27 protein-coding genes are annotated in these 20,440 nt (G+C 63.1%); 14 read left to right on the top strand and 13 right to left on the bottom strand.

What is annotated here, in order from left to right:
- Positions 1 to 40: 40 nt before the first annotated feature.
- The 12 genes from hisB (at position 41) to pal (ending at position 8,258) form a co-directional block, all read left to right on the top strand.
- Entirely contained in the window at positions 41 to 649 is a 609-nt protein-coding gene (gene hisB / locus ACSSV3_RS13395) for an imidazoleglycerol-phosphate dehydratase HisB (protein ID WP_354326559.1), read from the top strand.
- Positions 650 to 768: 119 nt separating this feature from the next.
- Complete coding sequence (hisH, locus tag ACSSV3_RS13400) at positions 769 to 1,395, top strand: imidazole glycerol phosphate synthase subunit HisH (protein WP_354326557.1); 627 nt, start codon at positions 769 to 771, stop codon at positions 1,393 to 1,395.
- Positions 1,396 to 1,405: 10 nt separating this feature from the next.
- A complete protein-coding gene (gene hisA, locus ACSSV3_RS13405; protein ID WP_354326555.1) occupies positions 1,406 to 2,134 on the top strand; it encodes a 1-(5-phosphoribosyl)-5-[(5-phosphoribosylamino)methylideneamino]imidazole-4-carboxamide isomerase in 729 nt (242 codons plus the stop codon).
- Positions 2,131 to 2,892, top strand: a complete 762-nt coding sequence (gene hisF / locus ACSSV3_RS13410; protein WP_354326554.1) for an imidazole glycerol phosphate synthase subunit HisF — start codon at positions 2,131 to 2,133, stop codon at positions 2,890 to 2,892. Before hisA ends, hisF begins: the two co-directional genes overlap by 4 nt.
- Before the next feature lie 61 nt (positions 2,893 to 2,953).
- Complete coding sequence (locus ACSSV3_RS13415) at positions 2,954 to 3,268, top strand: phosphoribosyl-ATP diphosphatase (protein ID WP_354326552.1); 315 nt, start codon at positions 2,954 to 2,956, stop codon at positions 3,266 to 3,268.
- Complete coding sequence (locus ACSSV3_RS13420; protein ID WP_354326550.1) at positions 3,268 to 3,645, top strand: histidine triad nucleotide-binding protein; 378 nt, start codon at positions 3,268 to 3,270, stop codon at positions 3,643 to 3,645. Before ACSSV3_RS13415 ends, ACSSV3_RS13420 begins: the two co-directional genes overlap by 1 nt.
- Positions 3,646 to 3,794: 149 nt before the next feature.
- Positions 3,795 to 4,244, top strand: coding sequence for a YbgC/FadM family acyl-CoA thioesterase (locus ACSSV3_RS13425; protein WP_354326549.1), 450 nt, complete (start codon positions 3,795 to 3,797; stop codon positions 4,242 to 4,244).
- A gap of 4 nt (positions 4,245 to 4,248) precedes the next feature.
- Complete coding sequence (gene tolQ / locus ACSSV3_RS13430) at positions 4,249 to 4,956, top strand: protein TolQ (protein WP_354326548.1); 708 nt, start codon at positions 4,249 to 4,251, stop codon at positions 4,954 to 4,956.
- Between the two features lie 121 nt (positions 4,957 to 5,077).
- A complete protein-coding gene (locus ACSSV3_RS13435) occupies positions 5,078 to 5,515 on the top strand; it encodes an ExbD/TolR family protein (RefSeq protein ID WP_354326547.1) in 438 nt (145 codons plus the stop codon).
- A gap of 22 nt (positions 5,516 to 5,537) precedes the next feature.
- Entirely contained in the window at positions 5,538 to 6,302 is a 765-nt protein-coding gene (locus ACSSV3_RS13440) for an energy transducer TonB (RefSeq protein ID WP_354326546.1), read from the top strand.
- Positions 6,299 to 7,708, top strand: coding sequence for a Tol-Pal system beta propeller repeat protein TolB (tolB, locus tag ACSSV3_RS13445; protein WP_354326545.1), 1,410 nt, complete (start codon positions 6,299 to 6,301; stop codon positions 7,706 to 7,708). The genes ACSSV3_RS13440 and tolB overlap by 4 nt, the downstream gene beginning before the upstream one ends.
- Positions 7,709 to 7,739: 31 nt before the next feature.
- A complete protein-coding gene (gene pal / locus ACSSV3_RS13450) occupies positions 7,740 to 8,258 on the top strand; it encodes a peptidoglycan-associated lipoprotein Pal (RefSeq protein ID WP_354326543.1) in 519 nt (172 codons plus the stop codon).
- 3 nt (positions 8,259 to 8,261) lie between these two features.
- On the opposite strand, the gene ACSSV3_RS13455 is transcribed toward pal, so the two are convergent.
- The gene (locus ACSSV3_RS13455) at positions 8,262 to 8,429 is read right to left on the bottom strand and encodes a hypothetical protein (protein ID WP_354326541.1); all 168 of its coding nucleotides are present in this window, start codon (positions 8,427 to 8,429) and stop codon (positions 8,262 to 8,264) included.
- A gap of 180 nt (positions 8,430 to 8,609) precedes the next feature.
- Here ACSSV3_RS13455 and ACSSV3_RS13460 point away from each other — a divergent pair, with 180 nt between their 5' ends.
- Positions 8,610 to 9,143 (top strand): J domain-containing protein, encoded by a 534-nt coding sequence (locus ACSSV3_RS13460; RefSeq protein WP_354326539.1) that lies wholly within the window; start codon positions 8,610 to 8,612, stop codon positions 9,141 to 9,143.
- A gap of 9 nt (positions 9,144 to 9,152) precedes the next feature.
- Here the strand turns inward: ACSSV3_RS13460 and ACSSV3_RS13465 are convergent, their stop codons facing one another.
- The 9 genes from ACSSV3_RS13465 to pdeM all read right to left on the bottom strand — a co-directional run bounded on the left by ACSSV3_RS13465 (position 9,153) and on the right by pdeM (position 18,055).
- Positions 9,153 to 9,905: a hypothetical protein gene (locus ACSSV3_RS13465; protein ID WP_354326538.1), complete on the bottom strand. Its 753-nt coding sequence runs from the start codon at positions 9,903 to 9,905 to the stop codon at positions 9,153 to 9,155.
- Positions 9,902 to 11,410 carry a metal-dependent hydrolase family protein gene (locus ACSSV3_RS13470; RefSeq protein WP_354326536.1) on the bottom strand — a complete coding sequence of 503 codons (1,509 nt, stop codon included), beginning with the start codon at positions 11,408 to 11,410 and terminating at the stop codon, positions 9,902 to 9,904. The genes ACSSV3_RS13465 and ACSSV3_RS13470 overlap by 4 nt, the downstream gene beginning before the upstream one ends.
- Positions 11,411 to 11,440: 30 nt before the next feature.
- Positions 11,441 to 12,280, bottom strand: coding sequence for an SDR family NAD(P)-dependent oxidoreductase (locus ACSSV3_RS13475; protein ID WP_354326534.1), 840 nt, complete (start codon positions 12,278 to 12,280; stop codon positions 11,441 to 11,443).
- 51 nt (positions 12,281 to 12,331) lie between these two features.
- On the bottom strand, positions 12,332 to 13,645 hold the full coding sequence (locus ACSSV3_RS13480; RefSeq protein WP_354326533.1) for a cystathionine gamma-synthase family protein: 1,314 nt from the start codon (positions 13,643 to 13,645) through the stop codon (positions 12,332 to 12,334).
- 187 nt (positions 13,646 to 13,832) lie between these two features.
- Positions 13,833 to 15,257 (bottom strand): SLC13 family permease, encoded by a 1,425-nt coding sequence (locus tag ACSSV3_RS13485; protein WP_354326532.1) that lies wholly within the window; start codon positions 15,255 to 15,257, stop codon positions 13,833 to 13,835.
- 99 nt (positions 15,258 to 15,356) lie between these two features.
- On the bottom strand, positions 15,357 to 16,064 hold the full coding sequence (locus ACSSV3_RS13490; protein WP_354326531.1) for a hypothetical protein: 708 nt from the start codon (positions 16,062 to 16,064) through the stop codon (positions 15,357 to 15,359).
- A gap of 183 nt (positions 16,065 to 16,247) precedes the next feature.
- Entirely contained in the window at positions 16,248 to 16,766 is a 519-nt protein-coding gene (infC, locus tag ACSSV3_RS13495) for a translation initiation factor IF-3 (RefSeq protein ID WP_354326529.1), read from the bottom strand.
- A 108-nt stretch (positions 16,767 to 16,874) separates the two neighbouring features.
- Complete coding sequence (locus tag ACSSV3_RS13500; protein ID WP_354326527.1) at positions 16,875 to 17,351, bottom strand: hypothetical protein; 477 nt, start codon at positions 17,349 to 17,351, stop codon at positions 16,875 to 16,877.
- Positions 17,348 to 18,055: a ligase-associated DNA damage response endonuclease PdeM gene (gene pdeM, locus ACSSV3_RS13505; RefSeq protein WP_454184820.1), complete on the bottom strand. Its 708-nt coding sequence runs from the start codon at positions 18,053 to 18,055 to the stop codon at positions 17,348 to 17,350. Before pdeM ends, ACSSV3_RS13500 begins: the two co-directional genes overlap by 4 nt.
- A 137-nt stretch (positions 18,056 to 18,192) precedes the next feature.
- On the opposite strand from pdeM, the gene hemF reads away from it, so the two are divergent.
- Entirely contained in the window at positions 18,193 to 19,047 is an 855-nt protein-coding gene (gene hemF, locus ACSSV3_RS13510; protein ID WP_354326526.1) for an oxygen-dependent coproporphyrinogen oxidase, read from the top strand.
- A 14-nt stretch (positions 19,048 to 19,061) separates the two neighbouring features.
- Here the strand turns inward: hemF and ACSSV3_RS13515 are convergent, their stop codons facing one another.
- The 3 genes from ACSSV3_RS13515 to ACSSV3_RS13525 are packed head-to-tail and all read right to left on the bottom strand — an operon-like array spanning position 19,062 to position 20,395.
- The gene (locus ACSSV3_RS13515) at positions 19,062 to 19,706 is read right to left on the bottom strand and encodes an HNH endonuclease (protein ID WP_354326524.1); all 645 of its coding nucleotides are present in this window, start codon (positions 19,704 to 19,706) and stop codon (positions 19,062 to 19,064) included.
- 47 nt (positions 19,707 to 19,753) lie between these two features.
- On the bottom strand, positions 19,754 to 20,155 hold the full coding sequence (locus ACSSV3_RS13520) for a type II toxin-antitoxin system death-on-curing family toxin (RefSeq protein ID WP_354326523.1): 402 nt from the start codon (positions 20,153 to 20,155) through the stop codon (positions 19,754 to 19,756).
- Between the two features lie 12 nt (positions 20,156 to 20,167).
- On the bottom strand, positions 20,168 to 20,395 hold the full coding sequence (locus ACSSV3_RS13525) for an AbrB/MazE/SpoVT family DNA-binding domain-containing protein (protein WP_354326520.1): 228 nt from the start codon (positions 20,393 to 20,395) through the stop codon (positions 20,168 to 20,170).
- Positions 20,396 to 20,440: the final 45 nt, after the last annotated feature.

The raw sequence follows: 20,440 nt of genomic DNA on the forward strand, positions 1-20,440 counted from the left end.
GTGCTTGTCATGGGCCGCGAGAGGGCTATAGCGCCGGAATATGGCCAACATCCTCGCCCGCACCGGCTCGATAGAGCGCAACACCACCGAAACCCGCATCGCGATCCACGTCGATCTTGATGGATCGGGCGCCTATGATGTGTCCACGGGAATCGGCTTTCTCGATCATATGGTCGAACAGTTCAGCCGCCATTCGCTGATCGATGTGACGATGAAAGTCGAAGGCGATCTCCACGTCGATCAGCACCACACCACCGAAGATTCGGCGATTGCGCTGGGTCAGGCCATCGCGCAGGCGCTGGGCGACAAGGCCGGGATCGGGCGTTACGGCGCGGCCTATTCGCCGATGGACGAGACGCTGGCGCGGGTGGCGCTGGACATTTCCGGGCGCCCGTTTCTGGTATGGAACGCGCGCTTCACCCAGGAAAAGTTGGGCGAGTGGGATACCGAACTGATCGAACACTGGTTCCATTCGGTATCGCAGGCGGCGGGGATCACGCTGCATATCGAACTGCTTTACGGCAGCAACAACCACCACATCTGCGAAAGTATCTACAAAGGCTTTGCCCGCGCGATGCGGCAGGCGGTGGAACGCGACCCGCGCAAGGGCGAGAGCGTGCCGAGCACCAAGGGGCAATTGGGTGGGTAATTCGGCTGCGCAGCAGCCGCAAGGCCGCCAAAGCGTTCTGGCGCCCGTCCGCAGCGGGCGCAGCTGTGCTGCGCGCGTAGCGAGGATCGCGCGCCCGGAGGGGCGTGCGGAAAACAAAAATGCCTGAGGTTATCGCGCTGATTGATTACGGCGCGGGCAACCTCCATTCGGTTCACAATGCGCTGAAGGCGGCGGGAGCGGACGTCACCGTCACCGCCGATCCGTTCGTGGTGCGCGCGGCTGACCGGATCGTGCTGCCCGGCGTCGGCAGTTTTAAAGCCTGCGCCGAAGGGCTGCGCGCCATCCCGCACATGGTCGAGGCGATGACTGAGCGCGTCCATGTCGGCGGCGCGCCGTTCCTTGGCATCTGCGTGGGGATGCAGCTTCTCGCAGATCGCGGCCTGGAGCATGGCGAAACCCCCGGTCTTGGCTGGATCGCGGGTGAGGTGCGGCTGATCGAACCGACCGACGCAAGCATCAAGGTGCCGCACATGGGTTGGAACGACGTTGCGATCCTGCCCCATGCCAGAAATCACCCGGTGATTGCGGAGGGGGAAGCCTATTTCCTCCACTCCTACCACTTCGCTGCCGATAACGGTGCGGATGTCGCGGCGATGACCGACCACGGCGAGGGGCTGGTGGCGGCGGTGGCGCGTGGTAATGTGCTGGGCGTGCAGTTTCACCCGGAAAAGAGCCAGAGCTACGGGCTGGCGGTGCTCCGGCGCTTTTTGGAGTGGTATCCATGAGGAGTTTGGCATGATCGTCTTCCCCGCCATCGACCTCAAAGGCGGTCAGGTCGTCCGCCTTGCCGAAGGGGACATGGAGCGCGCCACGATTTATGGCGATGATCCGGCCGCGCAGGCGTTGATCTTCGCCGATGCCGGGGCCGAGCACCTGCACGTGGTCGATCTTGACGGCAGCTTTGCGGGCGAAAGCCGCAACCGCGCGGCGGTCGAGGCGATTGTCGAAGCCTTCCCCGGCTATGTGCAGCTGGGCGGCGGCATCCGCGATGCGGCGGCGGTTGAAGGCTGGTTCAACCTCGGCGTGGCGCGGGTGGTGATGGGCTCCGCCGCGCTCAAGAACCCCGAATTTGTGAAAGACATGGCCCGCGAATGGGAAGGCGGCATCGTCGTCGCGGTGGACGCGAAAGACGGCCATGTAGCGACCGAGGGCTGGGCGGAGGTCTCGGACGTGCCGGTCGTGGATCTCGCCCGCCGGTTTGAGGATGCGGGGGTTGCCTCGCTATTGTTCACCGACATTGGCCGCGACGGCTTGCTCAAGGGTGTGAACATCGACGCGACCGTCGATCTCGCCCGCCGCGTGGACATTCCGGTGATCGCCAGCGGCGGGGTCAAGGGGCTGGACGACATCCATATGCTGGCGCTCCACGCGCATGAGGGGATCGAGGGGGTGATTACCGGGCGGGCGCTGTATGAAGGGCGGCTCGATCTGGCGGCGGCGATTGCGATGGGGAGCCGTGAATGACTGTCCGCATCCGCGTCATCCCCTGCCTTGATGTCGCCAATGGCCGCGTGGTCAAGGGCGTCAATTTCGTCGATCTGAAGGACGCGGGCGATCCGGTGGAGCAGGCGCGCGCCTATGACGCAGCGGGTGCGGATGAACTGTGTTTCTTAGACATTTCCGCCAGCCACGAAGGGCGCGGGACGTTGTTAGACATGGTGCGGCGCACAGCAGAGGTGTGCTTCATGCCGCTGACCGTGGGCGGCGGGGTACGTTCGGCGGAAGATGCGCGCGCGCTGCTGCTGGCCGGCGCGGACAAGGTGGCGGTCAACTCTGCGGCCGTTGCCCGGCCCGAACTGGTGGGCGAAATCGCCGCGAAGTTCGGCAGCCAATGCGTTGTCGCCAGCGTCGATGCGCGGCGCACCCCGCGCGGGAATTGGGAAATCTTCACCCACGGCGGGCGCAAGCCCACGGGGATTGATGCGGTTGAATACGCGATGCAGGTCGCGGCGCTGGGGGCAGGCGAATTGCTCGTCACCTCGATGGACGGGGACGGCACGCAGCGCGGCTATGACCTCGACCTCACCCGCACCATCGCCGATGCGGTCAGCGTCCCGGTGATCGCCAGCGGCGGGGTGGGGAGCCTTGAACACCTCGTTGACGGCGTGACCAAGGGCCATGCCAGCGCGGTGCTGGCGGCGAGCATCTTCCATTTCGGCACCCACACCATCGCCGAGGCCCACGCGGCGCTGCGGGCGACTGGCTTGCCAGCACGCGGTTAATCTCCCTTCACCAAAGGGATGGGACTTCAATTGCGCGCGCGTGTCCACTATGGACATGCCAATGGACATCTTATCCCGCCTAGAAGCCGCTATCGCTGAGCGTCGCCATGCTTCGCCGGACGAAAGCTATGTGGCCAAGCTCCACGACAAAGGCCTCTCCAAAATCGCCCAGAAACTCGGTGAGGAAGCGACCGAGGCGGTAATCGCCGCGCTTGCGGGGGACGAGGTCGATCTGGTCGAGGAAGCGGCCGACCTGTTGTTCCACCTGCTTGTCATGCTTGGTGCGCGCGAGGTCAAGCTGGCCGCGGTGCTGGCCGAACTCGAACGCCGCGAAGGCACCTCTGGCATCACCGAAAAAGCATCACGGAGCGAATAATGCCGATTGATCCGACCCTGCCTTATGATGATGCCAATATCTTTGCGAAAATCCTGCGTGGGGACATCCCGTCAAACAAAGTCTACGAGGACGAGTGGGCTTTCGCGTTTGAGGATATCAACCCGCAGGCAGAGGTGCACACGCTGGTGGTGCCCAAGGGCCGCTATGTCAGCTGGGACGATTTTTCGACCACGGCCTCGGATGCTGAAATCGCCGGGTTTGTGCGCGCGGTGGGTGCAGTGGCGCGGGCCAAGGGGCTGGTCGAACCCGGTTACCGACTGCTCGCCAATATCGGCGCGCATGGCGGGCAGGAAGTGCCGCACCTGCATGTCCATATCTTTGGCGGCGAGCCATTGGGGCGTATGATTTGTGTTTAATGCAGCCCATCCGGGCTGCATTTTCTTCGCATTGCAACCGATGATTGCGCGGCGGCGAGTGCGGGCTAAGCCCCGTTCCACTGCCATTCATCGACAAATCGCAACACCCGGCTTTGCAGCGATTCCCGGCTGCGCTAATGCGAGCCGCGATGATCTCTCCCACTCCCCCCGGCGGCATCCTTGATGGTGCGCGGCATCTTTATGCGGTGCGCGTCTATTATGAGGATACGGATCTGTCGGGGATCACCTACCACGCCAATTACCTGCGCTGGTTCGAACGGGCGCGCTCTGACCTGTTGCGCGTGCTCGGCATAGATCAGCGCGCCGCGATTGAAGGTGGGGAGGGCGCCTATGCCCTGTCCGAGGTCAACCTGAAATATCTGCGCCCCGCAAAGCTGGACGATGATGTGGTGATCGAAACCCGCTGCACCGAACTTGGTGCGGCGTCGTGCCGGATGCACCAGATTGCAAGGCGGGGAGATGATACCTTGTGCGAAGCCCACCTGCGGGTCGGCTTTATTACCTTTGACGGTCGCCCGCGCCGTCAGCCTGCCGCTTGGCGCGCTGCCTTCCAGACATTCATGAACGAGGAAATCTGAACCCGTGACGCTTGCCCTGCTTAGCGCCGTTGCCGCTGCCCCTGCTGCCACCCGGCTTGATCCGGTCGAACTGTTTCTGCAGGCCGATATCATCGTGCAAGCGGTGATGGTGGGCCTGATCCTCGCCAGCATCTGGGTGTGGATGATCATCGTCTCGTTCAGCCTGCGGCTTGGCGGCCTGACCCGCAAATCGCGCGCATACGAAGCCGAGTTCTGGGAGCACCGCGACCGCGAAGGCCTGCTGACCAAACAGGCGCGCAGGGAAGTCCCCGCCGCGCGTGTGGCGGGCGCTGGGCTGGACGAATGGAAGCGGTCGACCGCCAAGCAGCCGTTTGATCGCGACGCCACCCGCCAGCGGGTCAGCGCAGTGATGGAAAGCCAGATCGCCGAGGAGGCCGATGAGCTCGCCGGACGGCTCAATTTCCTCGCCACGGTCGGATCGGTCGCGCCGTTTGTCGGCCTGTTCGGCACGGTGTGGGGGATCATGAACAGCTTTTTCCAGATCGGCGCGCAGCAAAGCGCCAGCCTCGCCGTGGTCGCCCCCGGCATTGCCGAAGCGCTGTTTGCTACCGCCATCGGGCTATTCGCGGCGATCCCGGCGGTGATTGCCTATAACCGCTTTGGCGCGTCGGTGAACCAGTATGAAGCGAAGCTGCAACGCTTTGCTGACAAGCTGCACACCGGGCTGAGCCGCGAGTTGGATCGGTTATGAAAAGATTGGTGTCAATCGGCGGCAGCGCCGCCGCAAGGGCGACTGCCCGCCCGCAGCGGGCGCAGCTTTGCTGCGCGTCTAGCGAGGATCGCGCGCCCGGAGGGGCGTGCGAAAAACAAAAATGGCCATAAATCTATCCTCTTCCCGCCGGGGCAAGCGCACGCGGCGCAGCGCGATGGCTGAAATCAACGTCACGCCGCTAGTGGACGTGATGCTGGTGCTGCTGATCATCTTCATGGTGACGGTCACGCTGCCCGCCGTCGGCGTGCCGGTGGAACTGCCGGAAAGTCGCGCCGTGCCGGTGGAGGAAACCCCCGATCAGATCACCATCTCGATCGACCGCGCAGGGGTCATCTATATAGAAGATACCGCCGTGCCGACCGGCGGGCTTCCCGCCGCGCTTGAGACGCTGGATCGGGGCGGGGAGCCGCCGCTGATTGTGCTGCGCGGGGATCGCAGCCTTGATTATGGCCGGGTGATGGCGGTGATGGGTGAATTGGGCCGCGCGGGCTTCACTTCGATCTCGCTGGTCACGGATGGTTCAGTTTCGGCCCCATAACTGCAGAACCATGGTGGGTGAAATGGCGTTCCGGAGCGAGGAGAAGGTCGGCCTTGCCGCAGCATTGGTGCTGCACGGCGTGCTGGTGGCCGTGCTGTTGATGCAGGCGGTGCGCAGCGAAGTGTCGGTGTTTCCCGAACGCATGATGGTGAGCCTTGCGACCGAAGTGGGGCTGGAGGCGAGTGCGCCCGATCCCGTGGCGGAAAGCCGCGCCGCGATTGCGCCGACGCTGTCCGATACCCCCGCGCCTGCGCCCGATCCTGTGCAGCCCGAACGCGCCGAGCGTGCCGCGGCTACTCCGCCGCCCCAGCCGAAACGCACCACCCGCACCCCCGCGCCCAAGCCCAGCGCTGCGCCCGCCAAACCGGCGGAAGCGGGGGGGGGGAGCCGGATTGGCGATGATTTCCTCGGCGGGGCCGGTTCGTCCACCACCACGACAGAAACCCGCATCCCCGCTTCGCAGATCGGGGCGAGCGCCAAGGCCTCTATCGGGCAGGCGCTGGCGCGTCAGGTCAAGCCGCATTGGACCGCGCCGCAGGGTTTGGAGGTTGACCAACTTGTAACTTTGGTCGACTTTGACCTGAACCCGGATGGTAGCCTGAAAGGCCGCCCGCGTGTGCGCAACCAGAGCGGGATCAACGATGCCAACCGCACACAGGCAGCGCGCCATGCGGAAAATGCCATTCGCGCAGTGCAACTGGCCGCGCCGTTTGACCTGCCGGAAGAATATTACGAGGCTTGGAAGGCTGTCCGGGGCGCTCGGTTTGATAGGAACACATCACGATGAAACCCGTATTGCTTGCCGCCCTTTTGCTGACCGCCGCGATGCCCGCTACGGGGATGGCGCAGGATCTTGGCGCGCCGATCAGCGAGGATGGCCGGGTGGAAACCACCGCCACCGATGCTTCTGCAGCGCAGGCGGAGGAAGGCATTTCCTTCACCGTCACCGATGAAAACGCATGGTCGGACATCGGCATCGCCATCCCGGCCTTCGCCACCGACCGCGAACGCCCCACCCCCGCCAACGAGGGCGGCACCGGCGCGCTGGGGCGCGAAGTTGCCCGCGTCATCACTGCCAACCTGCGCAATAACGGGCTGTTCAAGCCGGTCGGCCCCGACAGCCTGCCGCAGCCCGCCTTCAACCAGATCACCGCCCCGGCCTTCTCCACATGGAGCGGGCGCAGCGCGGAAATGCTGGTGCACGGCTATGTCCGCGCGCGCGATGATGGCAAGCTGGTGGTCGGCTGCTACCTCTATGATGTCGCCTTGCAGGATGAACTGGTGCGCGAAGGCTGGGTGGTCGGCCCGGCGGATTGGCGGCGCGCCGCGCACAAGTGCAGCGACCTGATCTTCTCGCGCCTGACCGGCGAAAGCCCGTTCTTTGACAGCCGCATCGCCTATATCGCGGAAACCGGGCCGAAAGATCGCCGGGTCAAGCGGTTGGCGATCATGGATAGCGACGGGGCCAACCACCGTTTTCTGACGCTTGGCAGCGCCACCGCGCTTACTCCGCGCTATTCACCCGACTATTCGAAGATTCTGTATCTGTCCTATGTCGACGGCAATCCGCGCATCTATGTCTATGACATCGGCAGCGGCAAGCAGACGCTGGTATCTGAAAACCGCAATCCCACCATCGCCCCGCGCTGGTCGCCCGATGGCCGCTTCATCCTCTATTCGATGGCGGTGGCGGGCAATACCGACATCTACCGCGTGCCTGCGACCGGCGGGGCGAGCGTCAAGCTGACTGATAATCCCGGCATCGACGTGGGCGGATCCTATTCGCCCGATGGCAGTAAAATCGTGTTTGAAAGCGACCGTTCGGGCAGCCAGCAATGCTATGTGATGAACGCGGATGGCACCAACCAGAAACGCATCAGCTTTTTCGGCGGACGCTGCGCCACGCCCGAATGGAGCCCGCGCGGCGACCAGATCGCCTTCACCCGGATCGCCGGGGACTTCAACATCGCGGTGATGAATACCGGCGGCGGCAATATGCGGGTGTTGACCCGCGGCTGGCAGGATGAAGCCCCGACCTGGGCACCCAATGGCCGCATCATCCAGTTCTTCCGCACCGAACGCAACACCGGGCGTTCGGGCATCTGGCAGGTCGATCTGACCGGCCAGAACGAACGCCGCCTGCCGACCCCGGTTGACGCCTCCGACCCCGCCTGGGGCCCGATCCGGCCTTGAATAAGCCTGTTACGATGAAAGGAACCAAGCGATGAACACGAAACTTGCCACGATCCTGCTGCTGGCATCCGCCACCAGCCTTGCCGCCTGCGCCAAGAAAGCGCCCGAACAACTGCCTCCGCCGCCCGAACCGGCGCCCACCGTGACCCAGCCTGCACCGGCAGTGCAGCCCAGTGGCCCGCAGGTCGGATCGCAGCAGCATTTCGCCGTTGCGGTTGGATCATCCACCACGATCTATTTCGATACGGATCGCTACAACGTCGATTCGCAAGATGCCGCCGCTTTGCAGGCACAGGCGCAGTATTTCGCGCAGTATCCGCAAGTGACCTTCACGATCGAAGGCCATGCCGACGAACGCGGCACGCGCGAATACAACCTTGCGCTGGGTGAACGCCGCGCGACTGCGGCGAAGAACTTCCTCGTCAGCCTTGGCGTCAATGCGAACCGCATTTCAGTGGTGAGTTACGGCAAGGAACGCCCGGTGGCGCTGGCATCGAATGAAGGTGCGTGGGCGCAGAACCGCCGCGCCGCCTCGGTCATCATTAACTGAGGATCAGAGTGAATGCAGGCCGGGTGCAAGCTCGGCCTGCACCGCATAGGGCGCAGCCGCAGCCGCAGCCGGGGCGTCGATCCCGGCAAGATCGCGCGCACTTGTCACCACGCAGAGGCCCGCCAGCGCAAGCACTGAAAACAGGCTGGAAAGGGTCAATTGCGGGCTCATCCTGAAGTCTTTCCTGATCGAATGGCGAACCATCGTATTGCAGCCTATTGCATTGCAGCATTTCACATTGCAACTGGTTTTTCTTGTCTCACCGCTTCCCAATCCCCGCCACCTCGCCTAGATTGACTGCCCAATGCCATCGACCAACAACATTTACCGCCGCCGCCCCGGTGCCCCGCGATGAGCCGCGCCAAGCGTTCGCTCGACTGGGGCTTTCCGCGCTGGCGGGCCTACGGCTCCTCGCAGGAAGCCACGCAGGTGCGCATCTGCGACCGCCACGGCTGCGCCGAGCCGGGCAATTGCCCTGCGCCCAAAGCCCCCAACAGCCGCGAACGGTGGTATTTCTGCCAGAAACACGCCGCAGAATATAATTCCGGCTGGGATTATTTCGAAGGGCTGGAGCAGGCCGAAAAGGACGAACGCACCCGTGCTGAACAGCGCGAAAACGCCGGTTACGCTGAAAGCGCGTATTACGGCTGGGCCGGATCGGGCGATGGTTCGCGCAGCACCGATGAAATGCGCGCGCTTGAATTGCTGGGGCTTGAAGCGGACGCCGATTTTACCGCGATCAAAAAAGCTTACCGCGCCTGCGCCAAGGAAGTTCACCCCGATGTAAAGCCCGGCGATGCCGAAGCGGCCAAGCAGTTTCAGGCGATACAGGTATCCTACGAAGTGCTGCGCGCCGCCGAAGAACGGCGTGAATGGCGGGGATAGCGCGTTGCTTCAGAATGTCAGCGTGGCACCCGCCAATGGCCCGCTGAGATAGCCTTCAAACCGTGTCCCGCCTGATGGCCGATCAAGGTAAAGGTGGCGGTAGCCTGCTGACAGGTAGAGCGATTTTCCCGCGCGGTAATTCAGGGTCGCAACGCCTTGCCATGTGAGGTCGGAGCCCACTGCGAACCCGCCGACATCACCATAGGCCAGCAATGACAGGCGCGGCGCGATCTGGCTGTTCAGCCGGATTGCGGTGACGGGATCGACGAAGGTATCGTCCGGCGCCAGCGCGATCCCGGCAAGCGGGACGTCCACCCTGCCATCAAGGCTCCACACACGCACGCCGCCGAGCACGTCGATGGTGGTCGTATCGCTCGCCTGAAACCGCTTGCCGCCGAGCAATGAGAGCGAGCGAATCGCAACTTTTCCTGCGGCGGGAATGCCCGGCGGCACAAGGCCGTCTTTGGAACTCTTGGTGTAACTGAAATCGGTCAGCAGCACCAAATCGCCTTTGCGCGCCAGTGCTGTGGCGAAGATTGCGGCATCGAGATCTTCCAGCACCTCACCCAGTGATTTGTTGAACTCCAATGCCGGCCCGCCGGAAAAGGGAGTGAAATCCCCGCCGATCCCGGCGCCCCAGCCATAAATGGTGACTTGCCCAGACCAGTCATCATCGGTCGATTGGGCGGCAGGCTCCTGCGCTGCCAGCGGAGCGGGCAGTATTGCCAACACGGCCAGCGCGGCGATTGATGCCCGGATCACGCCAAGTTCTCCTTGAACACCCGCCCGCCCTTCATCACCAGTTTCAGGTTGCTCGCCGGATCACCGATAAAATCGAGGCTGGCTGATGGATTGCCGTCCCACACCAGCAGATCTGCCAGCGCGCCCGGCTCGATCACCCCAAGCTTGCCCGGATAGGGCGCGCGCTCGCCCGACATTGCCAGTAACTCGCCCGCCGCGCCGGTTGCCATGCGCAGGGCCTCTAACGGGGCCATGAAGCGGGTCAGCTTGGCCAGTTGCCGCCCCTGACTGGCTGAACCACCGGGGTTCATCAGGATGTCGGTGCCAAACGCCATCTTCACCCCCTCGGCGCGGCCTTGCTCGAACGCCTGCACTGTGCCGCGCGCGACCTGTTCGCCCTTGGCCTGCTGGACCGGGTCGGCTCTGGGATTGGAATCTTCATCGGACAGGAAGGGCTGGATTGACCACCATGCCCCTTCAGCCTTCATCATGCGGATGGTGGCGATGTCGGCCAACTGGCCGTGCTCGATCGACCTGACCCCGGCCCGCAGCGCCCGCTGGATGCCTTCTGGCGTGTAGACGTGCGAACAGACATAGGTGCCCCAATCCGCCGCCGCGCGCACGGCGGCACGCATTTCCTCTTCAAGGAATTGCGCGGTGTCGAGCGGGTCATACAGCGAAGTGACCCCGCCGCCCGCCATGATCTTGATCTGCGATGCGCCCTTCATCAATTGTTCGCGCGTTCGGCGCAGCACCTCGGCTTCACCATCGGCAATCGCGGCAACCCCGGTGCGTTCAGTGTAATCTGCGGGATCGCCGTCCATGCGGGGCAGGGCGTTGAGCAGGCGGAAATCGCCATGGCCCGATGTTTGCGAAATCATCGCACCCGACGGGAAGATGCGCGGGCCAGCCAGCACGCCGCGATCCACCGCCTGTTTCAACCCGAATGCCGGTCCGCCGGTGTCGCGCACAGTCGTGAAGCCGCGCATCAGGGTTGCGCCTGCTTCCTGCCCGGCGATCAGGTGGATGAAGGCGATATCCTGCGTTAGAGCGGCCAGTTGGCTGACGCTGACAAGGGTGGCGTGCCAGTGGCTATCAATCAGCCCCGGCGTAACGCTGCGCCCGCCGCAGTCGATCCGGTCTGCGTCTTGCGGCCCGGTTCCGGCATTGACGATCGCGCTGATCTTGCCACCTTCGACCACGATTTCGCGGCCCTGTTGCATCCGCAAGGTGGTGCCATCAAAATAGCTGCAATTGGTCAGAACCGTGGGCCGCCCCGGCGTCTGCGCGCGAGCGAAGCTGGGGGCTAGCCCGAACCCGGCGAACATCCCCAGCACCGCCGCCGTGCCGCCCAATGCCTGCCGCCGCGAGAGATCAGCTTCAATCCGGTCAAAGGCCGCCTGCGTTTTGGGCGCGCCGCACAGGCAGGGGTTGATCCACGCCGCCTCCGGCGTGCCATCAGCGTGTTGGTGTCCGCAACATTCCAGCCCCATCGTCACATCCCCCGATATTTCGAACCAGACCAACCTACGGAATAAAAGCCTGTTTGCAAGCCTTCATGGCGTATCCTGCGGCCCCGCAAACCCCTTGCCCCGGCTGTCGATTTGCGGATCGGGGTTGTCGTTCCACCACGCCACATCACTCCACGGGCGCACGTCGATTTCGTGCGTCCAGCAATCGCGTGGCTGGTGGGCGAGGTGCCAGTACGTTTGCGCCAGGGATGCGGGATTGATGATGCCATCGGAACCTTTCGCCGCCTTGAAGCCAGCGAAATTGTCACCCAGCAGCTTGCCCAATGTGTCAGGGGCATCAACCGCGCCATCGACCACCACGTGCGCGACATGGACACCGTGCGGGGCAAATTCGGCGTTCAATGTCTGGCACAGCATCCGCCGCCCGCCCATTGCGGCGGCGTGGCTGTGTTGTCCGGCATTGCCGCGCACTGCCGCAGTTGATGACGTGACCAGCAGCGTGCCATGCGCGCCTGTTTTCGCCCGCTCGACCATCGCCGGCAGCAGCGCGTGGGCCAGCCGGAACACGCCATAGGTGCCCAGCCGCCAACCCAGTTCAAACGTGCGGTGCGGGGTATCGGGCAGGGCGCGGGTGCCAATCTGCGCGCCGAGATTGTAGAGCGCGCAGGCAATCGGGCCGATATCGGCTTCGGTGCGCGCCACCAGTTCCTCGATCGTGCCATCGTCCGCCGCGTTGAGCAGGGTGCCGTTGGCGCTGCCGCCCGCGGCTTCGATTGCGCCAACCAACCGCGCCAGCCCGGCCTCATCAGAACGCCGCGCCAATACCGCGTGGTATCCCCCGGCGGCAAAATGCGCAGCGGCATGGCCCCCGATCCCGGCCCCTGCGCCAAGGACCAGGAATACGGGCTTGCGTGTGTCGGTCATGGTGGTTTCTCCCTCGCCTCGCTTGCACTCTATCAAGCGGGGCGAGAAAGCTCACACATATTCCAGCGCCTGCGCAAAATCGGCGATCAGATCATCGGCATCCTCGATCCCCACGCTGATCCGCACGAGATTGTCGGTAATCCCCAGCATCGCCTTGCGCGCCGCCGGAACCGACAGGTGGGTCATCGACGCCGGGTGGCTCGCCAGCGTTTCCGTCCCGCCAAGGCTGACGGCAAGTTTGGCGATTGTCAGATGATCGAGGAAGGCGAAACTTTCCGCCTCTCCGCCCTTGATGAACACCGAGAACGTGGATCCGGCGCCAAGGCAGTGACGATCATAGATATCCTGCTGGCGCGCATCATTGATCAGGCCGAGATAGCCCAGCCCTTCGACCTTGGGGTGAGATTTCAGGAAATCGCACACTTTCGTCGCGTTTTCGCCCGCGCGCTGCATCCTCAGTTCAACCGTTTCAAGGCTGCGCATCAACATCCATGCGGTGTTGGGATCAACGATCCCGCCCATCGTGTTGCGCAGCGCGCGCACCGGGTCCATCCACCGTTTCGCGCCAGCTAAACTGCCCGCAACCAGATCCGAATGGCCGCCGACATATTTGGTCAGCGAATAGGCGACAATATCCGCGCCATGATCCAGCGGGCGCTGCCACAACGGGCCGAGGAAGGTGTTGTCGATCGCAATGGGCGTGCCTGTAAGTGCGTGGTCGCGCGCAGCGGCGACGGCTTCGATGTCGACGAGCGCGTTGGTGGGATTGGCGGGGCTTTCAAGGTAGATCATCGCCACCTTGCCGCCTTGCGCTTCGGCCTGCGCCTTGGCCTTGGCCAGCACCGTGTCCAGTTCAGCGCGGGTCGCCCCGGCGGGAAAATCAATATAGGTGACGCCAAACCGGCTCAGCACCTTGGCGACAAAGCCTTCGGATGCGGCATAGAGCGGCCCGGAATGCACGATCACGTCGTTCTGGCTGGCATAGGCCATCAACAGGATGCAGATCGCCGTCATCCCGCTGCTGAAGGCGAGCGCGTCTTCGGCCCCATCCCAAATGGCGAGCCGGCCTTCGAGGATTTCCTGATTGGGGCCGTTGAACCGCGAATAGACTAGGCCTTCCGCGCCGCCTTCACGCAGGCCGGTGATGCCTTCGAAATGGCGCTTGCCCGCAGCGGCGCTTTCAAACGCGAAGGTCGAGGTAAGGAAGATCGGGGCTTTCAGCGATCCTTCGGACAGCACCGGATCATAACCGTGGCCCATCATCAGGGTGGATGGCTTTAACGCGCGCCCGCCGATGGACTTGATGCCGGGTTTGGGTTTGCGGCGCGGGGTGGGGATATTGGTCGCATCGACAGCGTCGGTCATGTGCAGATTGCCCTTCCTAGACATACGCTCCCAGGAAGGCGGGAGCTGGTCGCAATGGGCAGGGCACCCGTTCCTAACCTCCGCAGGAACGCCTCTCCGCAGCCAGTGCTCAATCGCCAACCGAATATCGCGCGCCGACCAGCGTTGCAAGCGCAGCGGCGGTGGTTTCAGACAGGCGAATCAATATTCAGACAAGCGCTGCAATTCCCCACACCACACCCACGATCAGCACGATGCCTGCCAGATCCAGCAGTGCGCCCGCTGTCACCATCCGTTCGATCCTGATGCGTCCCGTGGCCCAGGCGATCGCGTTGGGGCCAGTGCCTGCGGGCAGCATGAAGCCCCAGCTGGCCGCCAGCGCGGCGGGCAGGGCGAGCAGCACCGGATCAGCCCCCAACGCTACCACCAGCGCGGCGACCACTGGCACGATCCCGGTGGCGGTCGCGACATTGCTGGCAAATTCGGTCACCACGATCACCAATGCAACCACCGCCAGCGCGACCAGCAACAGCGGCCAATGTTCGAGCGGCAGCAGCGCCTGCCCGACCCAATCAGCCAGCCCCGATGCCTGCATTCCGCCCGCCAACGCCAACCCGCCGCCGAACATGAAGATCACGCTCCACGGCGCGCGGTCGGCCTCTTTCCACACCAGCAGCGGGCGGCCCGTGCCATCGGGGATCAGGAACAGCGCAAGGCTGGCGATCACCGCGATGGTGCCATCGGTCCATGATCCGGCGGGCAGCAGCGGCGCGACCAACGGCTGCGTGACCCACCCGATGAAGGTGACAAACACCAGCGGCACCAGCCGTTTTTCCGGCGCGGCCCATGCGGCGTGACTGTCAATCGCGGCGCGGGCGGCGGCGATGTCGAACGGGTGGTCGGCCACGCGCTGCACCCGGCCGATGATCCACGCGGCCAGCGGAATGCCCAGCACAACCACCGGCACGCCGTACATCGACCATTCGATAAAGCTGATCCGCACCCCAGCAATGCTATCCAGCAGGCCCACCGCAATCGCATTGGTGGGCGATCCGACGATCGTGCCAAGCCCGCCGATGCTGGCCGCAAAAGCAATGCCCATCGGCAGTGCGCCCGCGATGCCGTCCTGCGGCGGCGGCGCATCGTTAGAGGCGACGCTCCCGCCCCCCTGCAACACCGCCAGCGCCATCGGCATCATGATCAGCGCGGTCGAGGTGTTGGAAATCAGCATCGACAGCAGCGCTGCGGAAATCATGAAGGCCAGCAGCAATGTCCCCGCGCCGCCGCGCCCGCCTACCGCGCGCAGGATCGCAAGGCTCAACCGGCGGTGCAGCCCGGTGCGTTCAATCGCCAGCGCGATGAACGCCCCGCCCAACAGCAGGAACAGGATCGGCGAATAATAGGTGCTGGCCGTGGCCTGAGCATCGGCGACGCCCGACAAGGGCAACACCACGAACGGCAGCAGCGCGGTGACAGCCAGCGGCACCGCCTCGGTCATCCACCAGGCAGCCATCCACACCACCAGACCGGCAACCAGCCACGCCCCCGGCGCCATCCCCGCAGGCGGCAGCAGCAGCGCGGTGAGCGCGAATGCAGCAGGCCCGAGCAAAAGGCCGATCCGGCGTGCGGTCATGGCTTGGCGTTCCGATCCACGCGCTCCAGCTAGCACCGAGTATGGTAAGCGCACCAGAGCGGACTGCGTTAAATCTTACACACGCAGCCTGCCCTGACCCTAGTAGGGAGAGACAACTTTAAACCCGCTCTCGCCTACGGCGTCATCATCAGGACGCGGCGATCGTGGTGCTGAACTATCCATCGCACCGTCCGCTTTACCCATGGTATTCGACACCTGCTGAAACGTGTCCTCGCGGGCGGCCATGTCGCAGCCCTGTTCCTTGAGGTGCCCGTCAATCGAAAAGATGCCCAAGGGGTTCTCAATAAAGCCGCCGTCTTCGGCCAGCATGTCAGCGTGAACCGCATCGCAATGGTCGCCCCACCCTGGGGAGCCAATCAAATCAAGCGTGTCCCCAATCGCGTTCTTGAACAGTCCAAGCGTAATGCCTTCAGAGCGGAATGCGGGGGACGTACGTGAATCCGGTGCGTCTCCGCGCGCGACCTCAGCCTTGACCCATGACCCCCGGAGCCAGCCCGGTTCGACCCGCGCGGTCATGGTCATGGTCACGAGGTCGCCACTCATCACCTTCCATTCCACGAAGTCGCGCGAACGTACCATCCGGAATTCCGGCAATATGCCCCCTGCGGCCTCAGCCGTGGTTCCCGGCTCGCCAGGCTGTTTGCGGATGTCGAGCGTGGCCAGTGCTTCCAGCACGTCGTCTGGCGAATGGTCGCTCGACACAGGGGCATTCACGAACTTGTGCAAGGCGACATAGGCGAGCGCGATAAAGAGCAAGGCATAGCCAATGCGCTGGATAATTTTCACGATCCCATCCCCTTTCAAACCTTACCCCTTAATCATTGAGTTTCATTAAGATTTGGTTCGAATTTGCGGGATGTCATTTGCTTTGGGGGCATTGCCTCAGTGACCACGGAGGGTCGCCAAACAAGAAGGGCGCGGAACTTTTCGGTTCCGCGCCCTTGCTGTGTTGTCGTAACTTGCTGCGGCCTATTTCGGCGCCAGCACCATCAGCATCTGGCGACCTTCCAGTCGCGGGAAGGCTTCGACCTTGGCGACTTCGGCCACGTCTTCCTGCACCTTTTTCAGCAGATCCATGCCAAGATGCTGGTGCGCCATTTCACGCCCGCGAAACCGCAGGGTGATCTTCACCTTGTCGCCGTTTTCGATGAACTTGGTGACGTTGCGCATCTTCACGTCATAATCATGCGTGTCGATGTTCGGGCGCATCTTCACTTCCTTGATATCCTGCGTCTTCTGCGTCTTGCGCGCCAGATTGGCTTTCTTCTGCGCTTCATAGCGGAATTTACCGACATCAAGGTATTTGCACACCGGCGGGTCCGCGTTGGGGGACACTTCGACGAGGTTCAGACCTTTCTCGTTGGCCTGCTCAATCGCTTCGCGGGTGAACATCACGCCAAGGTTTTCGCCTTCGTCATCGATGACGCGGACCTTGGGGACATTGATCATGGTATCAAACCGAGGGCCGCTTTTTACGGGCGGGGCCATCGAGCGCCGGGGTGGACGTGATATGGGGTGTTCTCCTGTGGTTGCTTACGTATCAGCGCGCTCCTTAGTGCGAAACGAAGGCGAGCGCTAGGTGGAGTCTTGCGGTGCCTAAAGCTGCACGCCCCACGAGAGCTTGGGGAAGGCGAACAGGCCGAAGCCTGCTGCCCGCGGCATCACATAATGCGCGATGCAGACGAACAAGGTGAGAAGCGCCGAGAACATTACAACAGAGAAAAGGCTTAACCCGGCGAGTTCCAACGTTAACGGCTTGCCGTCGCTGACCAGTACGAAAGTGAAAAAGCCAACCGCCATCATGCACCCGAGCACCAGCGCTGACGGCCAGACCATCGCAAACGGGTACTTGTCGCCATAGATTTGACCGACAGTTGGCGCAGCAAGGAAGTACATCCAGACAGTCATGAAGCTGGCCAGCATCAGCCCGGGCACTGATGCTTCGAGCGTCGATTCCCCGGCGGTGCCGCTGACACGCGCGATGATAACGGGGCTCAATATCGCAACGAAGATGACCCCATGCCAAATGGTGAGCGTGCCGAGGCCGTAGCGGAGCGGTGCGAACTCTATCATGCCCCCGCCTGCCACAGCGCAAACCGCGCAATCCGGCCCTTGGCGGGCATCAGCGCCTCGATCCGGTTCGCGGGTTGCAGCGCGGCGCGGATTTCGGGTGCGGCGGCGTCCATCCCTCCGGTGAGCGTGCCGAAGGCAGGGAGGATCATCCGCTCGGCCCCGGTGGTGCTGCGGCCCACGACCGCGCAAGGGCGGGCAATATGGCGATTGCGGACATTCACCCGCAGTTTGGGGTGGTAGTGGCCGGACAATTCAGGCGCAGTCTCGCCCGCGCGGGCTTCGTGGCGCAGCTTGATCCCGCCAACCTCCAGTTCGTCCACAATCGTCCCGCCAAAGCCTTTGGGCAACTGTTCGTCATGGTTGCCGGTGATCCAGACCCATTCGAGCGCGCGGGTCAGCGCCTCCAGCATTCCGGTGCAATGCGCGTCCAGCCGCAATGCGCCCGCATCATCGTGGAAATTGTCCCCCAGCGTTATCACCCGCCGCGCGCCCGTTATCCGCACCGCGTCCGCCAGCCGTTCGAGCGTATCGCGGCTGTCATAGGGGGGCAGCATCTGTCCGGTTTTCGCAAACCAGCTCGCCTTTTCCAGATGCAGGTCAGCCACCAGCAGCGTGCGCTCGGCTGGCCAGTATAGAGCGCGCGCGGGGCCGAGCAACATTTCGTGACCGGCGAACGGGAAGGGCGCGAACATAGCGGGAACCATGGATTTCCTTTGCTGACTTTCTTTCGGCCCGCAACAAAAACCGTTCATGCTACGCTTGTCGAAGCAATGTCTTTTTGTCTAACCCGCCCTCTCGGGAGAAGGACGGCCCTTCGACACGCTCTGGGTGAACGGGATTTATGGATTGGTCTGACAAGACAGCGCGCGCGCGGGCGTGGTTCGAAAGCTTGCGCGATTCGATCTGCGCCGAGTTCGAGGCGATCGAACGCGAGGCCGGATCGGACGCCAGCTTCACCTACACGCCCTGGAGCCGCGAAGAAGACGGCAACCCCGATCCCGGCGGCGGGGTGCAGGGGTTGATGAAAGGCCGCGTGTTCGAAAAGGTCGGGGTCAATGTCTCGACCGTGCGCGGCAGCTTTGCCAAAGAGTTTGCCGGTTCAATCAACGGCGCGAGTGCGGAAGAACCGGGGTTTGTCGCCACCGGCATCAGTCTGGTGGCGCACATGGCCAACCCGCACGTGCCTGCCGTCCACATGAACACCCGGTTCCTGACTACAACCAAGGCATGGTTCGGCGGCGGCGCGGATTTGAACCCGCCGATCCCTTACGCAGCAGACACGGCGGAATTCCACGCCGCGATGCAGGCCGCCTGCGATCCGCATAACCCGACCTATTACGAACGGTATAAAAAGTGGGCGGACGAATATTTCTTCATCCCCCATCGGCAGGTGCATCGCGGGGTCGGCGGGATTTTCTACGACCACCTCGAATGCGCCGATGATGCGGCGTTCGATCGCAATTTTGCCTTCACACAGGATGTTGGCAAGGCGTTCCTCGCCATCTTCCCGGCGCTGGTGCGCAAACGCATGGGGAGCAAGTTCACGCCGGAGGATGAGGCCCGTCAGCTCGAATACCGGGGCCGCTATGCCGAATTCAATCTGGTCTATGATCGCGGCACGATCTTCGGCCTGAAAACCGGCGGCAACATCGACGCAATCCTGATGAGCCTGCCGCCCAGAGCCACGTGGTCATAACGCGCGACGTGGAGTTAGGCGGAGCCGCGCAAACGCTCCAGACCATCCCAGCGCGTCGGCACCGGCGGCCTTTGTCGCGGATCGGCAATGTCGAGTTGCTTGAGGGTATAGTTCAGCTTGCCGAAGTTGCAGAGCGCACAGCAGATGACGACATTATTCTCGTCCGAGCGCCCGCCGTGACTGTGTGGGATCACATGATCGTACTGGAGCCAAAAGCATGAGAATGCCGCGTGTTGTTGCTCCGGCGCGCTGCTCGTCCACGGGACAGCCTCGGGATAAAGTCCGTTAACGAGCTTGCGGATGTCGGCATCGATTACCGGGATGCCGCAGTATCGGCAACGATACCCGTCACGCGCAAGCACTGCCTGTTTGGTCGCTTTTTTCGGCGCACGGACGGGATCGAGTTCTGACTTCGGCAACTTGCTGATGTCATTTTCCGGCTTCGGAATGCGAATGTTCAGGCTGGGCCTCTGCCAGTCCGCCCAAGCCCAGTCGTAAACAGCGGGCATATCGGCCTTGGCAAACAGCGTCGCTGCGGCGACCACATCACCGTTAAGATGCGCGTCGGCTGCGGCAGATAGCAGATACCAAGCCTCGAAAATCTCCGGGATCGGCTCCCTGATCGACAAGCGGGAGGGTTCGCTGCTGACTATATTCACGGTCTGTCTCGCTCCAACTGAAGAGTGCTTGGCTTCATAGCATCATCTCACCCAACCACCACCACCCGCTGCCGGAACCAATCGGCGAGTTCGTCTTCGCTGAGTTCCCCTGCAGCAAGGGCGATCACTGTGTTGGTCGCTTCGACCTTGTCGAATGTGATTTCGACCGCGTTAGCGAGCAGGAACAGGCGCGCCATGATCCATGCCGTGCGTTTGTTGCCGTCAACGAAAGGATGGTTGCGGGCAATGCCGAAAGCGTAGGCTGCGGCAAGCTGGGCCAGTTCATCCTCACCATAATTCCAGCGATTGATCGGTCGGGCCAGCGCCGATTCCAGCGCGCCAGCATCGCGCAGGCCTACGCCGCCGCCATGCTCGGCAAGCTGGCGGTCGTGGACGGCATAGGCAATGCGGCTGTCTAGCCAAACCGGCTCGGCGCGGGGGTCAGTCATCAGGCGGGGCGCTTACTTTGCCAGCACCTTGAGGATATCGCGATCCTCGCGCATGATCTGTTCGGCAAGGCCCATCTGCCGCTCGAAATCGGGATCATAGGGCGTCAGATGCCAGCCTTCGGGCGACTGGGTCAGGTGGATCGTATCGCCCACCTCGGCGCGCAGCTGCGCCAGCACCTCTTTGGTGAGGATCACGGCAGCCGAGTTGCCGATCTTCGTAATCTTGAGCGTCGTGTTCATACGTGCGTTATAACACTTCTCGCATTGCACTGCAATATCGCGCTT

This window comes from Porphyrobacter sp. MBR-49 (genome assembly GCF_053628655.1).

What these genes read in the sequence shown, in the direction of transcription:
- infC (WP_354326529.1), bottom strand. Translation starts at nt 16,766, where the DNA reads ATGGCCCCGCCCGTAAAAAGCGGCCCTCGGTTTGATACCATGATCAAT.
- ACSSV3_RS13440 (WP_354326546.1), top strand. Translation starts at nt 5,538, where the DNA reads ATGGCGTTCCGGAGCGAGGAGAAGGTCGGCCTTGCCGCAGCATTGGTG.
- hisF (WP_354326554.1), top strand. Translation starts at nt 2,131, where the DNA reads ATGACTGTCCGCATCCGCGTCATCCCCTGCCTTGATGTCGCCAATGGC.
- ACSSV3_RS13520 (WP_354326523.1), bottom strand. Translation starts at nt 20,155, where the DNA reads ATGACTGACCCCCGCGCCGAGCCGGTTTGGCTAGACAGCCGCATTGCC.
- ACSSV3_RS13500 (WP_354326527.1), bottom strand. Translation starts at nt 17,351, where the DNA reads ATGATAGAGTTCGCACCGCTCCGCTACGGCCTCGGCACGCTCACCATT.
- hisA (WP_354326555.1), top strand. Translation starts at nt 1,406, where the DNA reads ATGATCGTCTTCCCCGCCATCGACCTCAAAGGCGGTCAGGTCGTCCGC.
- ACSSV3_RS13415 (WP_354326552.1), top strand. Translation starts at nt 2,954, where the DNA reads ATGGACATCTTATCCCGCCTAGAAGCCGCTATCGCTGAGCGTCGCCAT.
- hisB (WP_354326559.1), top strand. Translation starts at nt 41, where the DNA reads ATGGCCAACATCCTCGCCCGCACCGGCTCGATAGAGCGCAACACCACC.
- ACSSV3_RS13435 (WP_354326547.1), top strand. Translation starts at nt 5,078, where the DNA reads ATGGCCATAAATCTATCCTCTTCCCGCCGGGGCAAGCGCACGCGGCGC.
- ACSSV3_RS13460 (WP_354326539.1), top strand. Translation starts at nt 8,610, where the DNA reads ATGAGCCGCGCCAAGCGTTCGCTCGACTGGGGCTTTCCGCGCTGGCGG.
- ACSSV3_RS13455 (WP_354326541.1), bottom strand. Translation starts at nt 8,429, where the DNA reads ATGAGCCCGCAATTGACCCTTTCCAGCCTGTTTTCAGTGCTTGCGCTG.
- ACSSV3_RS13475 (WP_354326534.1), bottom strand. Translation starts at nt 12,280, where the DNA reads ATGACCGACACACGCAAGCCCGTATTCCTGGTCCTTGGCGCAGGGGCC.
- ACSSV3_RS13420 (WP_354326550.1), top strand. Translation starts at nt 3,268, where the DNA reads ATGCCGATTGATCCGACCCTGCCTTATGATGATGCCAATATCTTTGCG.
- tolB (WP_354326545.1), top strand. Translation starts at nt 6,299, where the DNA reads ATGAAACCCGTATTGCTTGCCGCCCTTTTGCTGACCGCCGCGATGCCC.
- pdeM (WP_454184820.1), bottom strand. Translation starts at nt 18,055, where the DNA reads ATGGTTCCCGCTATGTTCGCGCCCTTCCCGTTCGCCGGTCACGAAATG.
- pal (WP_354326543.1), top strand. Translation starts at nt 7,740, where the DNA reads ATGAACACGAAACTTGCCACGATCCTGCTGCTGGCATCCGCCACCAGC.
- hemF (WP_354326526.1), top strand. Translation starts at nt 18,193, where the DNA reads ATGGATTGGTCTGACAAGACAGCGCGCGCGCGGGCGTGGTTCGAAAGC.
- ACSSV3_RS13525 (WP_354326520.1), bottom strand. Translation starts at nt 20,395, where the DNA reads ATGAACACGACGCTCAAGATTACGAAGATCGGCAACTCGGCTGCCGTG.
- ACSSV3_RS13485 (WP_354326532.1), bottom strand. Translation starts at nt 15,257, where the DNA reads ATGACCGCACGCCGGATCGGCCTTTTGCTCGGGCCTGCTGCATTCGCG.
- ACSSV3_RS13480 (WP_354326533.1), bottom strand. Translation starts at nt 13,645, where the DNA reads ATGACCGACGCTGTCGATGCGACCAATATCCCCACCCCGCGCCGCAAA.
- ACSSV3_RS13425 (WP_354326549.1), top strand. Translation starts at nt 3,795, where the DNA reads ATGATCTCTCCCACTCCCCCCGGCGGCATCCTTGATGGTGCGCGGCAT.
- hisH (WP_354326557.1), top strand. Translation starts at nt 769, where the DNA reads ATGCCTGAGGTTATCGCGCTGATTGATTACGGCGCGGGCAACCTCCAT.